Source organism: Rhodospirillaceae bacterium, from assembly GCA_002728255.1.
GTDB lineage: Bacteria > Pseudomonadota > Alphaproteobacteria > UBA7887 > UBA7887.
Window position 1 is genome coordinate 178,392 of record PBWV01000019.1, and the last position, 17,087, is coordinate 195,478.

The following is a 17,087-nucleotide window of genomic DNA, read 5'->3' on the forward strand; positions in this document are numbered from 1 at the left end:
CGTGGAGCAAATGTAAAACGGCTAGTGCGAGGACCTTGGAATAGTTTAATATTTCCCATACTCTCCTGTTGAGAAGTGAGTGGTGTATTATACGGATCGGTAGAGTGGTGTAACGAATTGAGCCCGATTGATGATAGTCTAATCGCAGACATTTTGGTAGTTGGCGGTGGGTTAGTTGGGCTTACCTTAGCCATTTCCGCTGCCCAGTCGGGTTTCCGTGTGGTGGTGATTGATCGAGACACACCAGAAAATTCGACAGGTGCAGAATTCGATGGTCGCGTTTCGTCGGTCGCAGCAGGATCGGCCAACTTGTTTAAGGCGCTAGGGTTGTGGGGGATGGTCTCATCCGAAGCCCAGCCCATTTACCAAATCCGGGTTTCTGACGGGGAGGCGCCGAGGTTTCTGCACTATGATAGTGATGACCTTGGCGGAGAGCCAATGGGCTATATTGTGGAGAACCGAATTCTGCGCTGTGCCCTCTATCTAGCGGCCAAGCGTGAAGAGAGAATAACGCTGAAAAACGGAACCTTCCTAGAAAAACTAGAGACGGATGCTTTTCGAGTTTCAGCACTTTTCTCTGATGGGACTTTCGTGCGGGCCCCGTTGGTCATCGCAGCTGATGGTCGGGTGTCTTCCGTAAGGGCTTGTGTTGGCATTGGCACGACGTACAAAGATTATGGGCAGATGGGAATAGTTTGCACGGTGACGCATGAACTTGACCATGAAGGAATCGCCCACGAGCGTTTTCTGCGTGGAGGCCCCTTCGCAATATTGCCTATGAGAGGAAAGAGGTCGTCTCTGGTCTGGACCGAAAGAACAGAACTCGCACGGGAATTGCTTAAAGTGAAGGCGGAGATTTTCCTAGATGAGTTGAGGTGGCGTTTGGGCGATTTTCTCGGAGATTTAGGCCTGGCTGGAAGGGTCTGGTCTTATCCTCTTAGCCTTACCATGGCCAAAGACCTAGTGGCCCAACGAACCGCCTTGGTTGGTGATGCTGCTCACGCAATCCACCCCATTGCCGGTCAGGGTTTGAATTTAGGGCTACGGGATGCGGCGGTGTTAGTGGAGGTGATAGCTGATGCTCGACGCCTTGGTCTCGATATCGGAGACCAGGGGACCCTGAGCCGGTATAGCCGTTGGAGGAGGTTCGATGCATTGACTATGGCTGCGGTTACGGATGGCTTGAATAGGCTATTTGCTCACGACAGTGAGGTCTTTCGGGTTATGCGAAATGTTGGGCTAACTGCGGTGAATAGCAATAGGCCACTAAAGGCCCTTTTTCGAAAACACGCGATGGGCCTTTTGGGTAAGCTTCCAAAACTTTTAGAGGGGGAGCCTTCGTGAGGGTCCTATGGGTCCCTGCTAAGACCCGTATCCGTTAGACATTTTAAATACTTAGCCCAGATATCTCCGGCGTTTTCTCCAAGAAATTTGAGGTACTCCCACGAATATATTCCAGAATCGTGAAAATCGTCGAAGCGTATACGGATTGCATAGTTGCCCACGTTTTCGACTCCCAGAAAACCGACGTGGCGTCTTTGGGAAACGAGTTTTTTTTCTTTCGCACTGTGACCCTGAACTTCTGCGGAAGGGCTCTCGACCCTTAAGAGCTCCGCCGGAAGCGTATAAGATTTTCCATCATTAAAATCTATTTCTAATATTTTTTCCTTTGTTTTAACCCGAATTCCAGTCGGTATAGGTGGAGATAAGTTCACTCTCTCGTTCCTGGTTCAAGTGGGCGAGCTTCTTCGGCAAGCATGATAGGTATGCCCTCACGGATCGGAAATGCCAGCCCAGCTTTCTTACTTATGAGTTCCTGAGCTTGTTCGTCGTATTGCAATGGGCCATGGGTTACCGGACACACAAGCACTTCGAGTAGTTTGGAATTCAATTTCGGACCTGTTTGCTGAGTTCTAGGTGGTTTGGGATTCTGTTCCATCAGAAGTGTTTCTCCCTGTTAAAAATTGTGTGCCCATCTTGTTTGCGTGGCGCTCTAACGATTTAATGCTGAGCGGTCGAAGACGTTGCATTACTGTCGGTAGCCATAGTTAATAAAGACGTTATGAGACTGGTCAACTCTCCTAGGTTCTGGGTTTCAAGCAAAGCTTGTTTTTCTTCCACTGTAAAAGGGCATTGCATGGCTAGGGAGGTTAATAGTGAGGAGCTGGGTGTCTTTGTTATTTCTTCCCATTTTGCCGGAATATTTTTTGATTCTAAATATTGCCGCAACACTCTTTCCAAATTGTTGCGATCAATTTCGCCTTCGGAGGCAGGTTGAAGGTCAGCCCGAAATGGTTCCCAGTCAATTTGAAATGTGCGATAATCGTTCTGCGGCGGCAGTTCTTCTGTAGTCTTAAATCTTATTAATCCGCTTAGTGTTATTAGCAAACGATTGTCTTCAGTTTCGGAAAACGACACGACTTTCCCAGCGCAACCGACCTCGTATAGATGGTCGCCTTTTTCGGTGCCTTTACGTTTTGGCTGTATCATGCCAATGAGCCAATTTGTTTTGAGGGCATCTCGCACCATGCTGAGGTATCGAGCCTCAAAAATGTTAAGGGGTAACTTACCGGAGGGTAAAAGAATTGCACCCGGTAAGGGAAAAACGGGAAGTGTTTCGGGCAGATGCTCAATTTGATATGGTTGCATCTCTTTAAGAGAACAGAAGGGATGAAAGTTGACTGCGGGCCTCCATGGTTAACGGGTCGGTGGGGCCCATTGCCTCAAAATATTTTAGTAGCTGTTTACGGGCGGCGTCTTCATTCCAACTCTGATTTTGGCGAATAATCTCAAGCAACTCATCCACGGATTTGGCTCGTTCGCCTATAGCCCACAAAGCGCAAGCTAGATCATATCTTGCCTGGTGATCGGAAGGTGAAGCCTCAAGTTTCATCTTTAAGGGCTCCAGGTCCGCATCGGTGTTGGTTAATTCGGAGGCTTCCTCGGCCAACTCCAGAGCGGCAATCGCCCCAGAAATTTCTGCTTGCTGGTGAAGCGCTGGATCTAGCGAGTTTAGCAAGTCGCGTCCCTCAGATAACTGTCCCATGCTAACATGGCAGCGAAGAGCGCCGGCAATGGCAGCAGTATTGGCTGGGTCATGTGCAATGACTTGTTCGAAGATAGTTTGCGCTTGGGCGTGGTTATTTTGAGAAACAAGGGACTCGGCCTCCTCCAGAGCAAGGTCTATAGGTGACGGCCCCGAATCTCCAGCCAATCGGTCAATGAAGGCTTTAATTTGACTTTCGGGTTGGGCTCCCACGAAACCATCCACCGGCCTGCCATCCTTAAAGGCAAAGACCGCTGGTATCGACTGCACTTGCAACTGCGCTGCTATTTCTTGGTTTTCATCCACGTTGATTTTAACCAGTTTTACCTGGCCGTTTTTTCCTGTCACCGCCTTTTCTATTTGAGGACCAAGTTGTTTGCAGGGTTCGCACCAAGGTGCCCAGAAGTCCACCACCACAGGTGTTTCGCGGGATGCCTCGATCACATCAGAAATAAAATTCGCTGCGTCGCTGTCCTTTACAACGTCGTCAGGTACAGCCTGACCACCTATAATGGGTTCCATTTCAATGTGCTCCGTGGTTCCTGACCATTATTTGATTCATAACCTGGCTCTTAAAGGCCCGTAAATAAATAGTTTGCTTCCGTAGTCCCAATTATATTTAGGCGCGATTTATCCTCAATTTGCGAAATAATACACCGATTTTGGGGTTATTCCATTGTTATTACTAGGCCTAATGCTTATGCCATGGGTAAAATGAAGAAAAGTCTCCGTGGACTTCGGCGTGCGGGTCTGATATGAGCGTGCCTGTGGTCTTCTCACCTGGTCGTGTTGGAAAGGTGTGGAGTTTTTATGCGGGCGTAGCTCAGGGGTAGAGCGCAACCTTGCCAAGGTTGAAGTCGTGAGTTCGAATCTCATCGCCCGCTCCACTATTACTTAGGCGGCGGATACGTCAAAGTCTGAAGCGCTGAATAATGCATGGAATGGGAGGTTTCGGCTGGCAAAGGCTTCTGTAGCACCCTCCTGTCTGTCAACCAGAGTAATGATAACGGAGACCTTACAACCTGCTGCCTCAAGCGCGTCCACGGCTTGCAAGGCTGAAGCGCCAGTGGTGGTAACATCTTCAATAATAGCAACCTTTGTTCCCGCCGGTTGGTTGGGCTCAATCAAAGATTTGGTGCCGTGACCTTTTGTTTGTTTTCTGACAAAAAACCCGGCAACAGGCAGGTCTGTCTGAAAGCTTCGGCATGTTACGGCGGCTGCAATAGGGACTGCACCCATTTCAAGGCCTCCTATGCTATCTACTCTGTATGGTTCCAGTAGCTCTAAGATAAGGTCGGATAAGAGCAGGGAGCCCTCCGGGTGAAAGGTTGTATTTTTCATATTAAAGTAATATTGGCTCGTCTCGCCGGAGGCCAGGGTGAAATTAGCGCCACATAATAGAGACTTTTCTCTTACTAGGTTTTTGAGTTTTTCCTTAATGTTCGTGCAGCTTGTCATGTGTTTCTCTCCATTGCCTCGGCGCTCTGCGCCTTCCTGTTTATAAAAGAAGTGCAGTATTAGTGTCGGAAATTACGCACGCCCGTAAATACCATTGCGAGATTGTGATCGTTTGCGGTTTGTATAACTTCCTCATCACGTATGGACCCGCCTGGTTGAATAATAGCCTTTGCACCCGCCTTAACCAGCGCCAAGATTCCATCCGCGAAGGGAAAAAAAGCATCAGATGCGGCCACAGAGTTGGCAGTAGGGATGAGGGTCGCATTTTCCTCTTCACTGTTTTCGGATGCTTTCCACGCAGCTATTCGGGCGGAGTCCACCCTGCTCATTTGTCCTGCTCCTATGCCTATTGTCATTCCGTCTTTTGCATATACTATGGCGTTCGACTTAACGTGTTTACATACACGAAAAGCAAACAGAAGATCATCCAATTGCTTATCCGTGGGCCTTTTCTTCGTTACGACTTTAAGGTCGGATGCGGTAACCTGCGAGTTGTCACTTTCTTGGACCAGCAAACCACCAGTTATTGATTTTATGTTTAAGATCTTTTCATGAGATGCGGGCATCGTTTCCGTCAAAAGAAGCCGGAGGTTCTTTTTTGTTGAAAATACAACTTTTGCTTCTTCAGTCGCGTTGGGAGCAATAATCACTTCCGAAAATTTCTTGACAACTTCGGAAGCTACGTTTTTATCTATCGGGCAATTGAAGGCGACAATCCCGCCAAATGCGCTGGTTGGATCGCATTTAAGCGCGTTTTTATAGGCCTCTACAGCGTTCGCCCCTAGTGCAACACCGCATGGGTTTGCGTGTTTGATAATGGCTGCCGCGGGGCTATCAAATTCCCCAATTAACTCAAATGCGGCATCGGTATCATTAAGATTATTATAACTGAGTTCCTTGCCCTGAATTTGTTTGGCGTTTCCCACACCTGTACGACCATGGTCTAAAGGGAAAAAAGCGGCCTTTTGGTGCGGGTTTTCCCCATAACGCAAAGGTATGAGGGTGTTGGCTGAGAGCAAAAGCCTGGAGGGAATTGTATCTCCGAGGTCTTCGCTAAACCAGTTGGCAATCGCGACGTCGTAACTAGCGGTTCTTGCAAATGCAAGGCGGGCAAGTTTCTTGCGGAGCTTAAGCGATGTTGCACCCTGATTTTCTTTAATCTCTTTAGCCACCATTTCATAGTCATTTACGTTGGTAACTATGACAACCCTCTCATGGTTTTTCGCCGCTGACCGGATCATAGCGGGTCCGCCAATATCTATTTTTTCAATACAATCTGGCCGACTGTTCCCCTTTTTAACGGTTTCTTGGAATGGGTATAAGTTAATTACAACCAGGTCTATTGGTTTTATTCCATGGCGGCTCATATCTTCAGCATCGTTTTGATTGTTATGACGCGCGAGAATACCCCCGTGTATTTTGGGGTGAAGTGTTTTAACCCGCCCCCCCATCATCTCTGGCAGGTCCGTCAAACTAGCTACCTCCGTGACGGGAATGCCTGCATTTTGCAGAGTTAGTGCCGTGCCGCCGGTGGATAATATTTCTACGCCGTAATCGTTTAGGTCTTGGCCAAAAGAAACAAGGTTAGTTTTGTCAGATACGGAAATTAGGGCCCGCCGGAGTTTTAGGGTTTTTGGATTAGTCATGCAGGTATCCTCGTAATTGGAGTTGTCTAAAAAATGTGGTGGCCGACCAGCCTTTGACAGTTCTAGTGCCCTGATAAAAAACGATTTTACTCGGGATCTCCAGTGGTTCTAGTCCGGCTAAATTCTGGCACTAATTGGTGTAGGAACTCAAGCGTTGGCCCCTCTTCCCTTGCACTGGCCAACGAGGAAAGTTTTGAAAGAGTTATTTGCAATGTATCTATAGCAGTCGGTTGAGTGACGGCAAGGCGGATTGCTTCGTGGTCGGTGGGAATCAAGGTTTCCCAGTCATGAAAGAGCTCCTCCGAGAGCTTTTCACCTCCTCTAAGGCCAATATATTTTATGGAGATATCTTCATCGGGCCTTAGTCCGGAAAGACGAATAATCTGTTTTGCTAGATCTTGGATACGGATTGGTTCCCCCATATCCAGTACATAGAGACTCCCCAAAGGTTCAGAGGCGGTGTTAGCTTTTTTGCCTGGGGAGAGCGCTAATACACAGGCTTGCAATACTAGTTCTACAGACTCGCTCACCGTCATAAAATACCGCTGGATATCCGGGTGCGTCACTGTAAGAGGCCCCCCGTTAGCAAGCTGTTCCTGGAATAGCGGCACTACGGAACCTGTTGAACCCAAAACATTGCCAAATCGGACTGTCATAAAACGGGTACCACTATTTGGGTTCAGCGTGTTCAGAGCCTGGCAGTAGTTCTCCGCAAGCCATTTGGTTGCCCCCATTACGCTGCTAGGCTTGACTGCCTTATCGGTGGAAATTTGAACCATAGCAGAAACATGGAATGCTTTGCAGACGTCGGCAACGTTCACGGTACCCTGTACATTAGTGAGGATAGCCTCACAAGGATTGGACTCAGCGAGAGGAACGTGCTTTAGGGCTGCGGCGTGAAAGACCAAATCAGGCCTTTCTGCCTCGAACAATTGGGACAAAAAGTTTTTGTCTCGGATATCGCCTAAAACAGCACATTTATCTAAAGATGGAGCCTGTTTGGCCAGCTCTTTTTCTATGCAATATAGGTTATATTCGCCGTGGTCTAAGAGAATGAGCCGATGAGGTTGTTTTGCGGCAACTTGGCGGGAGAGCTCGCTGCCTATCGATCCGCCGGCACCGGTGATCAACACTTTGCGACCGCGTACCAGAGATGTCATCGCCGCTCGATCGAGCCGGGATTGAGGTCTTCCAAGAAGATCTTCAATGGCAATGGGGCGGGATTCGGTTACATTAGAGCTTTCCATTTTGAAGTCAGTAAGACGGGGGAGCCTCGCAAGTGTCATGCCGTGACTATCAGCTAATTCCAATAAGCTACGAATTTGCACACCGGTTACCGGTGCCCCTGCAATAAGTATTCGCTGAGGTCTCACGCTCGCCTGGTTGAGGTCTTTCAGCACTCCTTCAAGGGTTGTCAAATCGCCAAGAATGGGTATGCCGTGGATGTACCTTCCTATAGCATCTCCGTTGGTTCCGATTAAACCAAGAATGCGGTATTGCTCCCCCGGTCTTTTTTGCTGGCGCAGAAAAGCATCAGCGATATCGTCCGTGCCAACTACTATGACGGGAATTCGGCTAAGGCCGCTGCTATCTAATAGTCCAACAACACCCCTGTCCTTAAAGATCCTATAGAAGAGCCGCGGACCTCCTAAAAGACCGATGAGTAGAAGCCACGTAATTACTAATACCGACCTAGGGATAGACTCCAACCTAGTAAGAACAAACATTGCCAACGCAAAAATCAATATTGCTAGTGACACAGCCTTAGTAATGGCCAAAAAATCGTCCAGGGATGCGTAGCGCCAAATTCCCCGATAGAGGTGCATTTTGACGAATACAATCCCAGAGATGGTCGTAAAAATGATCGTGCCCTCTAGCAGAAATCCCTGAGCCTGGAGCCAAAAATCCGAGCCCATCCTAAGATATAAAGAGGAAATGAAAGCGACCCCTGCCATAATTATATCATGGCCGGCGGCTACGTAAGGGCGGTCTAATCTTAAGCGAAAGTGAGTCATTGGAGAAACAACTAGGGTCCGACGGACTGAGATACTAGCCGAAAATAGCATAAAAGGGCTACTATCCCAAAAAAGGCCCCAATAAGACCCGGTAGGATTATAATGGTGCTTACCAACGCACAAGCAATCAGCCAAATGTTGGTTATTATGATTGCTCTAGTAGCTTGAGAATGGCTGAGTTGGCCAGCGACAGCCCTCTGATAGAAATGCTGCCTGTGGGCCTTCCAAACGGGCTCAAGTCTAATGGCCCGGTCAATTAGGGTCAGACTTGCGTCTACTAGGTAATAACTCGGTAAAATCAAAGCGGCGGCCCACTCTCCTTCCCGGGCTAGGCTGAAAAGTAGCCACCCGAGTAAGAAGCCTAAAGGTATACTGCCAACATCTCCCAGAAATAACTTTGCCGGATGCCAGTTCCAGGAAAGAAAACCCAAGGTTGAGGCGGCAACAATAATAGCGAGCGAGGAAATGTAACTTTCTGATCCAAGGAAGCCTAGCGTGAGGGCTATCCCCGCACATATTGAAATGGTTTCAACACCAGTTATGCCGTCGATGCCGTCCATAAAGTTGAAGACATTCATAAACCAAATCCAACCTATACCGACTACTATCATTCCCAGGGGATGAGCTAGAAAACCCAACAACATAAAATCTGTTGGGATTAGAAGCATACTTATTGTTACCACCACTGTTTGTGCAGATAAGCGGCTTATTACTGAAAGATTGCTGATATCATCAAACCAGCTGACTATAGCTATTAGTAGAGCCATTGAAGTTATCACACTAATTTGGCGCATATGATCTAACCCAAGTGCGCTGAGAGCCGCCCATCCAATTAATATCACGCTTACCAGGGCAATTCCTCCGCCCCTTGGTACCGAACCGCAATGACTTGATCGTGTGCCTGGGTTGTCCAGTATACGATGTCTTAACAGCAAGGAACGCGCGAACGCCGCGCATAACCATGTTGAGCCGGCGGCAATCCCGGCTGACACAGCTAGTATCATGATGTCTAGAGGCACAACGGGCCTAAGGCCGATGTGGCAACTTTTAGAAAGGGGCGGCACGGCATGAATCCCGACGTGGACTTTGGTCCTACTTCGAGCCCAACATTGGTTACTTTTGTTTTGTGGAAAATTAATTTTGCAAGGTACATACGCTATATGGCTTTCAATTTACGCCATGCGAATGTGATCATCCGCACTAGTAACCATCCGTCCCGAAAGCGAGAAATTTGGGTTACTCCATAGGTCCGAGCGGCATAACGAATCGGTATTTCTGCTATTTTTAGGTTGAGTTTTGCGGCGCCAAAGAGGAGGTCATAATCTCCGAACGGGTCAAATTCTCCAAAATAGGAACGATTTTCCGCTATTTTCTTATAATCCTCCCTCGAAAGTACCTTGGTGCCACAGAGGGTGTCGGTGAGCCTCTGATCTAGTAACCATGAAAATAAAATTGAAAAACCCCTATTTGCCACAAGATTAAGAAAACGCATCGCCTTTGGGTCAAGGGGATAGATGAGCCGACTTCCATTTATAAATTCCCCCTTACCTTGGATGTAGGCATTATAGAATTTGGGTAAGGCCTCGGGCACTACAGTGAGATCGGCATCCAATATCATGAGGAGGTCGTTTTTAGCTTCGGCAAAACCTTTACGAACGGCATCACCTTTTCCAATGCCCTCTTGTACATAACTCCGTATATCCCAATCTGGATATGTGCGGATAACCCTATCAATTTGCTGAAGGGTATTATCGTCAGAGTGACCCTCAACAAATATCACTTCCATAGTTTGACAAAATCGGGGCATGCGAGATATCGCGTTTTCAATATTACCCTCTTCATTACGGCAGGGGATAATTATGGAAACAGACGGGTTGGCAAGTGGTTTACGAACCTCAGGTCGAGCAACGATATAGTGGCGAAGGCATAGACTTCTTATAGCGGGCCACCAAGAAAAAACTTTATTGATCACTCGGCCCAACCCAAAAAGGTGTTTCGGAACTAGCTGTCGGTAATTCCGTTTTACCACTTCAAAATCAGCAAGTTCCAGCAGGTGAGCAATGTCTCGTGAGGAAAGCCAATTCGATGGTACCTGACGCTGCTTAAATCCAAAACGTTCAGCTAGTTTTAGCGCCGGGCTCCAAAGGAGAGAGTAATAAGATACTATTATCCGAGTGTGTGGCTTACATAGTGTCTTGAGAGAGGCAAGCGTGTCAGAGATATCTTCTAACATTCCAATAGTGTCAGAGAGAATGATTATGTCAAAGGTGCCTCCTAGTTTTTTGAACGTGTCAGGGTTTTCTATATCGCCTACATAAAACCTGTATTGTGGAAGATTATCTGTGGCTATTTGAATAGATTTCTCGCTCAGGTCGACCCCCACACCGCTTCTTGGAGAGAGTGCTTCTAACAGATCCCCAACGCCGCACCCTAAATCCAGTATCCGAGCATTGGATGGTGTTAAAAAACGCATAAATCTATAGTGATCATCGTAGTAAAATTGGTTGCGTGCAATCCACGTCGTTCTCTGGTCAGCTACCTGGTCAGCTAGTGCCTTTATAGTTTGCTTCCGCAGTGATAATGGCGCGTTTGTAGGTGTAGTTTCTAGGCTATTTTTCATCAATTTGGGCTGATTGGGATAAAAAGGATAGTTCATTAGCAAAGGGGTTGGGACCCATCGTATTGGAGTGTCGGAGGATGTAAAGCGGGATCAGCCTCCATCGGCGAGAAAATTGGGATTTTCAAAGCCAGGTTTTCCGTAGCGTAAGCGCTCACCGGTAATAGTCCTTATGCGCCCGCCCGCCGCCGCTAGGATCGCGTGACCGGCTGCGATGTCCCACTCCATGGTCCTTCCAAAACGGGGATAAATGTCTGCACTGCCTTCCGCGACTTTGCAAAACTTCAAGGAGGAGCCAGCGGCTTGGAAATCCCTTATCTTTTGTTGAGAAAGCCATTCCTCGGTTGCCGCGTTGGAATGGGAGCGGCTGCCCACTGCGGTGGGACCGGCGGGAGGGATTGGCCTTGTGCTGATTTGGATAGGATTTTCCCCGCCAGATGCCCTAAACGCTCCAACGCCGTTTTCACCCCAATAAATGCAGTCTTGTGCCGGGAGATAAATGACGCCTAATTGCGGTTTTCGGTGGACGATTAGGGCAATATTAACGGTAAATTCATCACGCCCAGCTATGAACTCCTTAGTGCCGTCTAGGGGGTCGACAAGCCAGAACGGCTCACTTACGTTTTTAATGGCCTCCATGCTCTCAACGCTTTCCTCGGCAACAATTACAGCGCCCGGTTGTATGCGCTTTAGGGCTGTCACAATATGGTCGTTGGCTGCCTTGTCGGCTTTAGTGACAGGTGACATATCATGCTTCAGGTCGTACTCAACCACTCCGCTAATTGGGACAAAGGAATTTATAATTGCACCAGCTTCTGCGGCGATGGAGCATACTTGATGAATGAGTGTAGATCCTGTTGGTACGAGAGAACCCATCACGATTTTCCAATAGTTCTAGTGCATAGAGTAACGCTAAGGTCTACCATAACATGATCTATTTTAACGCCATGACCTCCACACGAGGGATTTTATTGGTAAAATGGAGTGTTTGCCATTATTAAACATTAACATGGGATTTATTTCCGGCCATTCATCTTTTACTCGAGACCACCACAACACGCTGCAGGGGGTATTGGTGTCATTATTTTTGACGCCAGCTGGATGGATGTTTAATGTCATAACAGAATTTTAAGAGCCTGGTAAGGGCTTAGGTACTTTAGGTAGAGAAAATGCGGATCGAAGCTATAGAATTTCAGCTTGGCTCAAGAGTGGAGGGTCTTTCCGACTTATCTGACGATAATCCCGAGTGGCAAATCGACCGCTTATTTGCCAAAACGGGCGTTGAGCGCCGACATCTTTTGGCATCTAACGAAACACCTTTGCAGTTAGCCGAAGGCGCGTGCAACCGCCTATTTCAGCGAACTGGAAAACGTAAGGTGGGTGGCTTGATTTATGTTACCCAGTCGCCTGAATCGACAATACCAACTACAGCGTGTCTTCTCCACGAGACTTTAGGGTTAGAGGAGGCATGTTTAGCCTTTGATCTTAACCAAGGTTGTTCTGGTTTTGTGTATGGTTTGTCAGTAGCTAGTGGGCTTATCAAAAGCCAAGCTATTGATAGTTGTTTGGTTGTCTGTGCGGAGGCCTATAGCAAGTATATTTCCCCTCACGACAGAACGTGCCGTCCCATATTTAGTGATGGCGCAAGCGCGGCTCTAGTGGTTAATGATGGTGAGGGTGATATTGGCCCGTTTGTATTCGCTACGGATGGTAGTGGTGCGCCTAACTTAACCCTTCTCCATAAATCCGATAATGACGGATTGGGACGCCAGGTTCTTCATATGAATGGGCCTAAAGTCTTAGATTTCACCATGGAAGCAGTTCCTAAGTATGTCCACGAACTGCTGAACAGATCATCTTTGTCGGTAGAGGAAGTTGATTTATTTATTTTTCATCAGGCGAGTAAGGTTGTATTAGATCGCATTGGATCCAAGTTAGCCTTGGACGAGGAAAAAATCTTTAGAAACTATAGGGAAGTAGGAAATACAGTTTCTGCTACTATACCCGTTGCAATGAAGGAGGCCCTGGGTGCCGACGTGCTCCGTTCGGGCATGACGGTGGTTCTGATGGGCTTTGGAGTTGGGTATTCTTTGGCAGGCTGCATTTTGCGCACGTGAACAGGGCTTCAGGAGAGCACGGCAACGTGGTTTAGGTATTGTGTGGAGCAGAACGATTTTCATTCTACTGACCTTACAGTTTGAAGCTCTTTGCTCCGCTTAAAAGCTGCATCATTCTAAGGTTGCTGAGATCGTAAAAACTTTGGACAAACCTCTTCTCCTCGGATGACAGCGTATATTTGCTCTTGGAACCCAGAAGGGGCACGAGCTGTTTGCCTAATTTTCTTAGGCTCGGAGTGTCCGGGGCCCATCTTGGTAAGTGTTTTAATATCTTGGCTGCCGTTTTTGAGCGTCCAGAGTTTTGTGGAGGGGCAGTAAAAGGCATTGGACTGAGGTCGAAAAATTCACAGAGTTCTCTGAGAAAGTCAGTTCTATTTTCTGAGAGTTGAGTGAAACTTAATACTTTAACATTTTCAGGGCCAAATTCATCAATGTAAGCTTGTATCGTGAGGTCATAGTGGCCGGCTCGTAATAACACTTTTCCTTTTGATGTGGAGCAAAAGTCTATGAAAGAGCGGTGTCCCGGTTGCAAGTGATCAAGGTAATAGCTGTATGCTGAACTTAACCATGTAACCTGATCTCTGACTACCATTAGAACCTTGCTGTTTGGAAAGCGGGTGCGCCACGCAGAGGCGATTTTTCTTGGAGCTATGTCGATAGCTTTACTCAAATCATTCCATGGAACACTTTCCCATTTGAGTTGAGGCCATAACTCGGGCTTCTTATATATTACAGATTCACAGAGACGCTCTTGCATGGAAATATACAACTTGGCTTGTCCGGCTTGCCTTCGTTCTTTCTCTGAGAAGGTTACTCGACTTGGCGAAAATAGGTGGCGAGCTGCAATTCGATCTATAAAAACTTGCGGATGGGTTTGAAAAAATTTCTGAAGGAATGTAGAGCCTGCCTTAGAATAGCCCATAAAAAGGACATCAGGCTGTTTCATGATTCATACCTAAATTCGTTGTGCTAGAAGGCGGCGGTATATCATGTTTTCTAATTGCAATCATAAACATAGCAGTCATACCCAGGGTCGCTAGCCACCATCCCTGCCAGATGCCAAAACAAAGGTGGGCAACCACCAGTGCGGAACTTAAGGTTCCTATAGTGGCGGCTGCATAAAGTCTGGTGTTTGCTCTTAGGTTACGAATGGTTAACAAGAATAAGGTGCCCCATAACAGTAAGCCAACTGCGCCTAACTCCAGCCAAATTTGTAGGGCCGCGTTATGAGTGTGCAGTGGTATAGCTGGCGCGGTAACAGCCACTCCCTCGGTAGTTGTGTTGACAAAGAGCTCTGTGTCACCACCTGGAAAGATGCGAGCTGTATCTAGGCCCCACCCGAGAAATGGGCGTTGCAACACGTGGTCCGCGGCAAACTGCCATATAACAAATCGGTGGATCTCGGCTGTATTGTCAGTGACGTTGGCTATTAGAAACTGGGTGGCCCAAGGAGAGAGCTGGGGAAAGAACGGGATCACTGCAATGGAGGCAACGAAAGACACACACACTAATGTGGTTGCCACGCGGAGTTTGAGCCAGGCGACAAAAAATCCACAAGCTCCAAGTGCTAAGGCAAGAGAGGGAGCCGTGGGGCCGAGTAGAAGGATTGCGACGAAGGTTATTCCTAGGAAGGCTGCAGCCACCAGTAACCCAAAACTCTTGGTTAGGCAAAAAACAGAGGGCCATACTAAAATAGCGAGGATACTGGCAGTCCTATTTAAGGCAGTTAGCTTATGGGCCGCCATCTCCTCCTGGTTAATCCAAATGGTGATAGCCGTAATTGCGCCCGTTCGGAGTAGCGTGACCAGTACACCTAAAAGCATACCAAATGCGAGAAACTTGCCAACGTTATGGCTGTCCTCAGGTTCAATATTCAATGCGGCACTAAGTAGCACAATAAGTACACAGCTAATTGCTAAGATGCGCAGTGCTGCCAGGAGGCTTTGTGTCTCATTTACTGACCAGAGAGCTGATGCGCAGCCCCATAGTGCTAAGCCTAACGCCGTCAATGCAAACGGGTGGGATGGGGTCGGCAAAAGGCGCGTTCTGTGTAGAAACCTGTGCAATAAGATTATTGTGGCAGCGGCTATTCCAGGGACCCCGATTAAGAGAGGCGCGAGAGCTGCTGTGATTGGGGTTATTATGGCAAGTCCACAAAGCACACCGCCCTCGGAGGGTGCCCAGCTTGGATATTTAACCTGCATGGCACGATGTCCCGTTACTGAGCATGGAGCCAAGCCTGAAACATTAGCACGGGCCACAGACGATGTTGGTGATTTCTGTTCTCTTTCAGGTGGTCTAGCCAAAGACGACGGACAGTACCAGCCTCGAAAAAACCACCCCGTTTTAGGTCATGTTCTGATAATAAATCCTCTGCCCAAGATCGGAGATCTCTTCTTAGCCAGTCTCCAATCGGGACACCGAACCCCATTTTTGGTCGTTCGAAGAGGTGCCTGGGAATATACTTAGCTAAAACTTGTTTTAATATTCTCTTCCCTGAGTTCTTATAAATCTTTGTCTCTATGGGCAAGCGCCAAGAAAATTCGAATACCCGATGGTCAAGGAAAGGTACGCGTGCCTCGAGGCCTACCGACATACTAGCCCTGTCTAGTTTTACCAGAATATCGTCCGGTAGGTATGTAACTGTATCCATTAACATCATTTGGTGTTGGAAGTTACTAATGGAAGACCAGTTGTGTCTTTCACTTAAAAGGGTGGCAGGTTCTGTGCTCTTGAGAAGCGCGTTATGGGGGTTCTGCCACTGGGAAATTAACTTCCAGTAGATGTCTTCTTTATCCTTAGCATTCATAATCCCGGCCAACTTATGAATTTTTTCACCATACTGTGCTTGACGTAGTGACTGAGGTATAAATGGGGAAACTCTCATAAAGAAGGTATCCCATCTCTGTGATGGGATCGAGCAAATAGCTTTTGAGATGTTTTGGCGTAGCCGTAGTGGTGTGTTTCCTATTATTTTTCCCATATTGCGCGACCAAACATAACGATTATAACCACCGAAAAGTTCGTCTCCGCCATCTCCCGATAGGGCGACCGTAACTTTTTCTCTCGCAAGATTTGATACTATATAGGTTGGAATTTGTGAAGAATCGGCAAAAGGCTCACTGTACATAGTAGGTAACTTTGGGATCACTGCTTGAGCTTCACTGGGCGTGACGTAGAGTTCCGTATGCTCGGTTCCCAGGTGTTGTGCAATGGATGCAGCAGCATCAGCCTCATTGTACGACGCCTCGGAGAAACCAATAGAGAAAGTTTTAACAGGGCGTGAGCTGCATTTCTGCATTAGGGCTACAATTGTTGAAGAATCTATGCCGCCCGATAGAAAAGCTCCAAGGGGTGCATCAGATAGCATGCAGTCGGCGACAGCCCCTTGCAACACCGCATCTAGTTGTTTCGAAAGTTCTGGATCGTTTGTTTTGAGGGGATTGCCAAGATTTTGTTCTGCACATTCCTTTGCAGACCAATAGAACTTCGGTTGAGGGACAGAGTGGCTGCGGAGTGTTTCGTAATCAACACTTAGGATAGCACCGGGGACTAACTTCCAGCAGTCTAAGTAAATTGTATGTGGTGCAGGCACGCTACTGTGTCGCAACAATAATGAAATAGCATCTCTGTTTATATTCGCGGGGAAATTTCTGAATTCCTTTATAGCGGCCAATTCCGAGCCGAACACGAGCGACTTTCCAGCCCAAGCATAATATATTGGCTTTTGGCCAAAGCGATCCCGAGCTAAATGAAGGCATCTATCTTTCCGGTCCCAGACAGCTAGAGCAAACATACCATTTAATGCCGTAAGGGTTTTGCGCAATCCCCAGTTGCTGATGGCTTCAACCAAAACCTCCGTATCCGACCGACTCTTGAATGTTATCCCCATCTGAGAGAGCGAGCCTTTTAGTGAGGGCGCATTGTATACCTCACCATTGTAGCTTAACACGAACCGGCCGTCCCTAGAAATCATTGGTTGATGGCCTCGATGTGAGAGGTCTACAACTGAAAGCCTTCGGTGACCTAGAGATATGCCGGCTCGCTGGTCCGACCATTCCCCAGAGTCGTCAGGACCGCGATGGGTTAGCGCTCTTACGGCGCTACGTAATTCTGCTATAGCATCAGAAGATGAGCCATGATCCATTAGTCTGAAACTGCCAGCTATTCCACACATATTCAGGCCTG

Annotated in this window: 15 protein-coding genes and 1 tRNA gene; 3 read left to right on the forward strand and 13 right to left on the reverse strand. The window is 47.7% G+C overall.

What is annotated here, in order from left to right:
- The first annotated feature begins 126 nt into the window (after positions 1-126).
- On the forward strand, positions 127-1,344 hold the full coding sequence (locus CMM32_05350) for a 2-octaprenyl-6-methoxyphenyl hydroxylase (protein MBT06328.1): 1,218 nt from the start codon (positions 127-129) through the stop codon (positions 1,342-1,344).
- 5 nt (positions 1,345-1,349) lie between these two features.
- Here the strand turns inward: CMM32_05350 and CMM32_05355 are convergent, their stop codons facing one another.
- The 4 genes from CMM32_05355 to trxA form a co-directional block, all read right to left on the reverse strand.
- Positions 1,350-1,715: a hypothetical protein gene (locus tag CMM32_05355; GenBank protein ID MBT06329.1), complete on the reverse strand. Its 366-nt coding sequence runs from the start codon at positions 1,713-1,715 to the stop codon at positions 1,350-1,352.
- Entirely contained in the window at positions 1,712-1,939 is a 228-nt protein-coding gene (locus tag CMM32_05360; protein MBT06330.1) for a hypothetical protein, read from the reverse strand. Before CMM32_05360 ends, CMM32_05355 begins: the two co-directional genes overlap by 4 nt.
- 62 nt (positions 1,940-2,001) lie before the next feature.
- Entirely contained in the window at positions 2,002-2,649 is a 648-nt protein-coding gene (locus tag CMM32_05365; protein MBT06331.1) for a peptidase S16, read from the reverse strand.
- A 4-nt stretch (positions 2,650-2,653) separates the two neighbouring features.
- Complete coding sequence (gene trxA / locus CMM32_05370) at positions 2,654-3,568, reverse strand: thioredoxin (protein MBT06332.1); 915 nt, start codon at positions 3,566-3,568, stop codon at positions 2,654-2,656.
- 290 nt (positions 3,569-3,858) lie between these two features.
- On the opposite strand from trxA, the gene CMM32_05375 reads away from it, so the two are divergent.
- Positions 3,859-3,933: transfer RNA gene (locus CMM32_05375), tRNA-Gly, on the forward strand.
- A gap of 7 nt (positions 3,934-3,940) precedes the next feature.
- Here the strand turns inward: CMM32_05375 and pyrE are convergent.
- The 6 genes from pyrE to cysQ form a co-directional block, all read right to left on the reverse strand.
- Positions 3,941-4,504, reverse strand: a complete 564-nt coding sequence (pyrE, locus tag CMM32_05380) for an orotate phosphoribosyltransferase (protein MBT06333.1) — start codon at positions 4,502-4,504, stop codon at positions 3,941-3,943.
- A gap of 59 nt (positions 4,505-4,563) precedes the next feature.
- A complete protein-coding gene (purH, locus tag CMM32_05385) occupies positions 4,564-6,150 on the reverse strand; it encodes a bifunctional phosphoribosylaminoimidazolecarboxamide formyltransferase/inosine monophosphate cyclohydrolase (protein MBT06334.1) in 1,587 nt (528 codons plus the stop codon).
- Positions 6,151-6,236: 86 nt separating this feature from the next.
- The gene (locus CMM32_05390; GenBank protein ID MBT06335.1) at positions 6,237-8,216 is read right to left on the reverse strand and encodes a nucleotide sugar dehydratase; all 1,980 of its coding nucleotides are present in this window, start codon (positions 8,214-8,216) and stop codon (positions 6,237-6,239) included.
- A complete protein-coding gene (locus CMM32_05395) occupies positions 8,177-8,959 on the reverse strand; it encodes a glycosyl transferase (protein MBT06336.1) in 783 nt (260 codons plus the stop codon). Before CMM32_05395 ends, CMM32_05390 begins: the two co-directional genes overlap by 40 nt.
- Before the next feature lie 362 nt (positions 8,960-9,321).
- Positions 9,322-10,785 carry a glycosyl transferase gene (locus tag CMM32_05400; GenBank protein MBT06337.1) on the reverse strand — a complete coding sequence of 488 codons (1,464 nt, stop codon included), beginning with the start codon at positions 10,783-10,785 and terminating at the stop codon, positions 9,322-9,324.
- Positions 10,786-10,875: 90 nt separating this feature from the next.
- The gene (cysQ, locus tag CMM32_05405) at positions 10,876-11,658 is read right to left on the reverse strand and encodes a 3'(2'),5'-bisphosphate nucleotidase (GenBank protein ID MBT06338.1); all 783 of its coding nucleotides are present in this window, start codon (positions 11,656-11,658) and stop codon (positions 10,876-10,878) included.
- Positions 11,659-11,951: 293 nt separating this feature from the next.
- Here cysQ and CMM32_05410 point away from each other — a divergent pair, with 293 nt between their 5' ends.
- The gene (locus CMM32_05410) at positions 11,952-12,899 is read left to right on the forward strand and encodes a 3-oxoacyl-ACP synthase (GenBank protein ID MBT06339.1); all 948 of its coding nucleotides are present in this window, start codon (positions 11,952-11,954) and stop codon (positions 12,897-12,899) included.
- Positions 12,900-12,972: 73 nt separating this feature from the next.
- On the opposite strand, the gene CMM32_05415 is transcribed toward CMM32_05410, so the two are convergent.
- From CMM32_05415 to asnB, 3 genes are read right to left on the reverse strand one after another with little or no spacing between them, the layout of a single operon-like run.
- Positions 12,973-13,845, reverse strand: coding sequence for a hypothetical protein (locus CMM32_05415; protein ID MBT06340.1), 873 nt, complete (start codon positions 13,843-13,845; stop codon positions 12,973-12,975).
- A complete protein-coding gene (locus CMM32_05420; GenBank protein ID MBT06341.1) occupies positions 13,832-15,103 on the reverse strand; it encodes a hypothetical protein in 1,272 nt (423 codons plus the stop codon). Before CMM32_05420 ends, CMM32_05415 begins: the two co-directional genes overlap by 14 nt.
- A gap of 14 nt (positions 15,104-15,117) precedes the next feature.
- Positions 15,118-17,076, reverse strand: a complete 1,959-nt coding sequence (asnB, locus tag CMM32_05425) for an asparagine synthase (glutamine-hydrolyzing) (protein ID MBT06342.1) — start codon at positions 17,074-17,076, stop codon at positions 15,118-15,120.
- Between the last annotated feature and the right edge of the window lie 11 nt (positions 17,077-17,087).

Coding starts and splice junctions, on each gene's coding strand:
- CMM32_05360 (MBT06330.1), bottom strand. CDS start 1,939: ATGGAACAGAATCCCAAACCACCTAGAACTCAGCAAACAGGTCCGAAA.
- CMM32_05365 (MBT06331.1), bottom strand. CDS start 2,649: ATGCAACCATATCAAATTGAGCATCTGCCCGAAACACTTCCCGTTTTT.
- trxA (MBT06332.1), bottom strand. CDS start 3,568: ATGGAACCCATTATAGGTGGTCAGGCTGTACCTGACGACGTTGTAAAG.
- pyrE (MBT06333.1), bottom strand. CDS start 4,504: ATGACAAGCTGCACGAACATTAAGGAAAAACTCAAAAACCTAGTAAGA.
- purH (MBT06334.1), bottom strand. CDS start 6,150: ATGACTAATCCAAAAACCCTAAAACTCCGGCGGGCCCTAATTTCCGTA.
- CMM32_05390 (MBT06335.1), bottom strand. CDS start 8,216: ATGCTATTTTCGGCTAGTATCTCAGTCCGTCGGACCCTAGTTGTTTCT.
- CMM32_05395 (MBT06336.1), bottom strand. CDS start 8,959: ATGCGCCAAATTAGTGTGATAACTTCAATGGCTCTACTAATAGCTATA.
- CMM32_05400 (MBT06337.1), bottom strand. CDS start 10,785: ATGAAAAATAGCCTAGAAACTACACCTACAAACGCGCCATTATCACTG.
- cysQ (MBT06338.1), bottom strand. CDS start 11,658: ATGGGTTCTCTCGTACCAACAGGATCTACACTCATTCATCAAGTATGC.
- CMM32_05410 (MBT06339.1), top strand. CDS start 11,952: ATGCGGATCGAAGCTATAGAATTTCAGCTTGGCTCAAGAGTGGAGGGT.
- CMM32_05415 (MBT06340.1), bottom strand. CDS start 13,845: ATGAAACAGCCTGATGTCCTTTTTATGGGCTATTCTAAGGCAGGCTCT.
- CMM32_05420 (MBT06341.1), bottom strand. CDS start 15,103: ATGCAGGTTAAATATCCAAGCTGGGCACCCTCCGAGGGCGGTGTGCTT.
- asnB (MBT06342.1), bottom strand. CDS start 17,076: ATGTGTGGAATAGCTGGCAGTTTCAGACTAATGGATCATGGCTCATCT.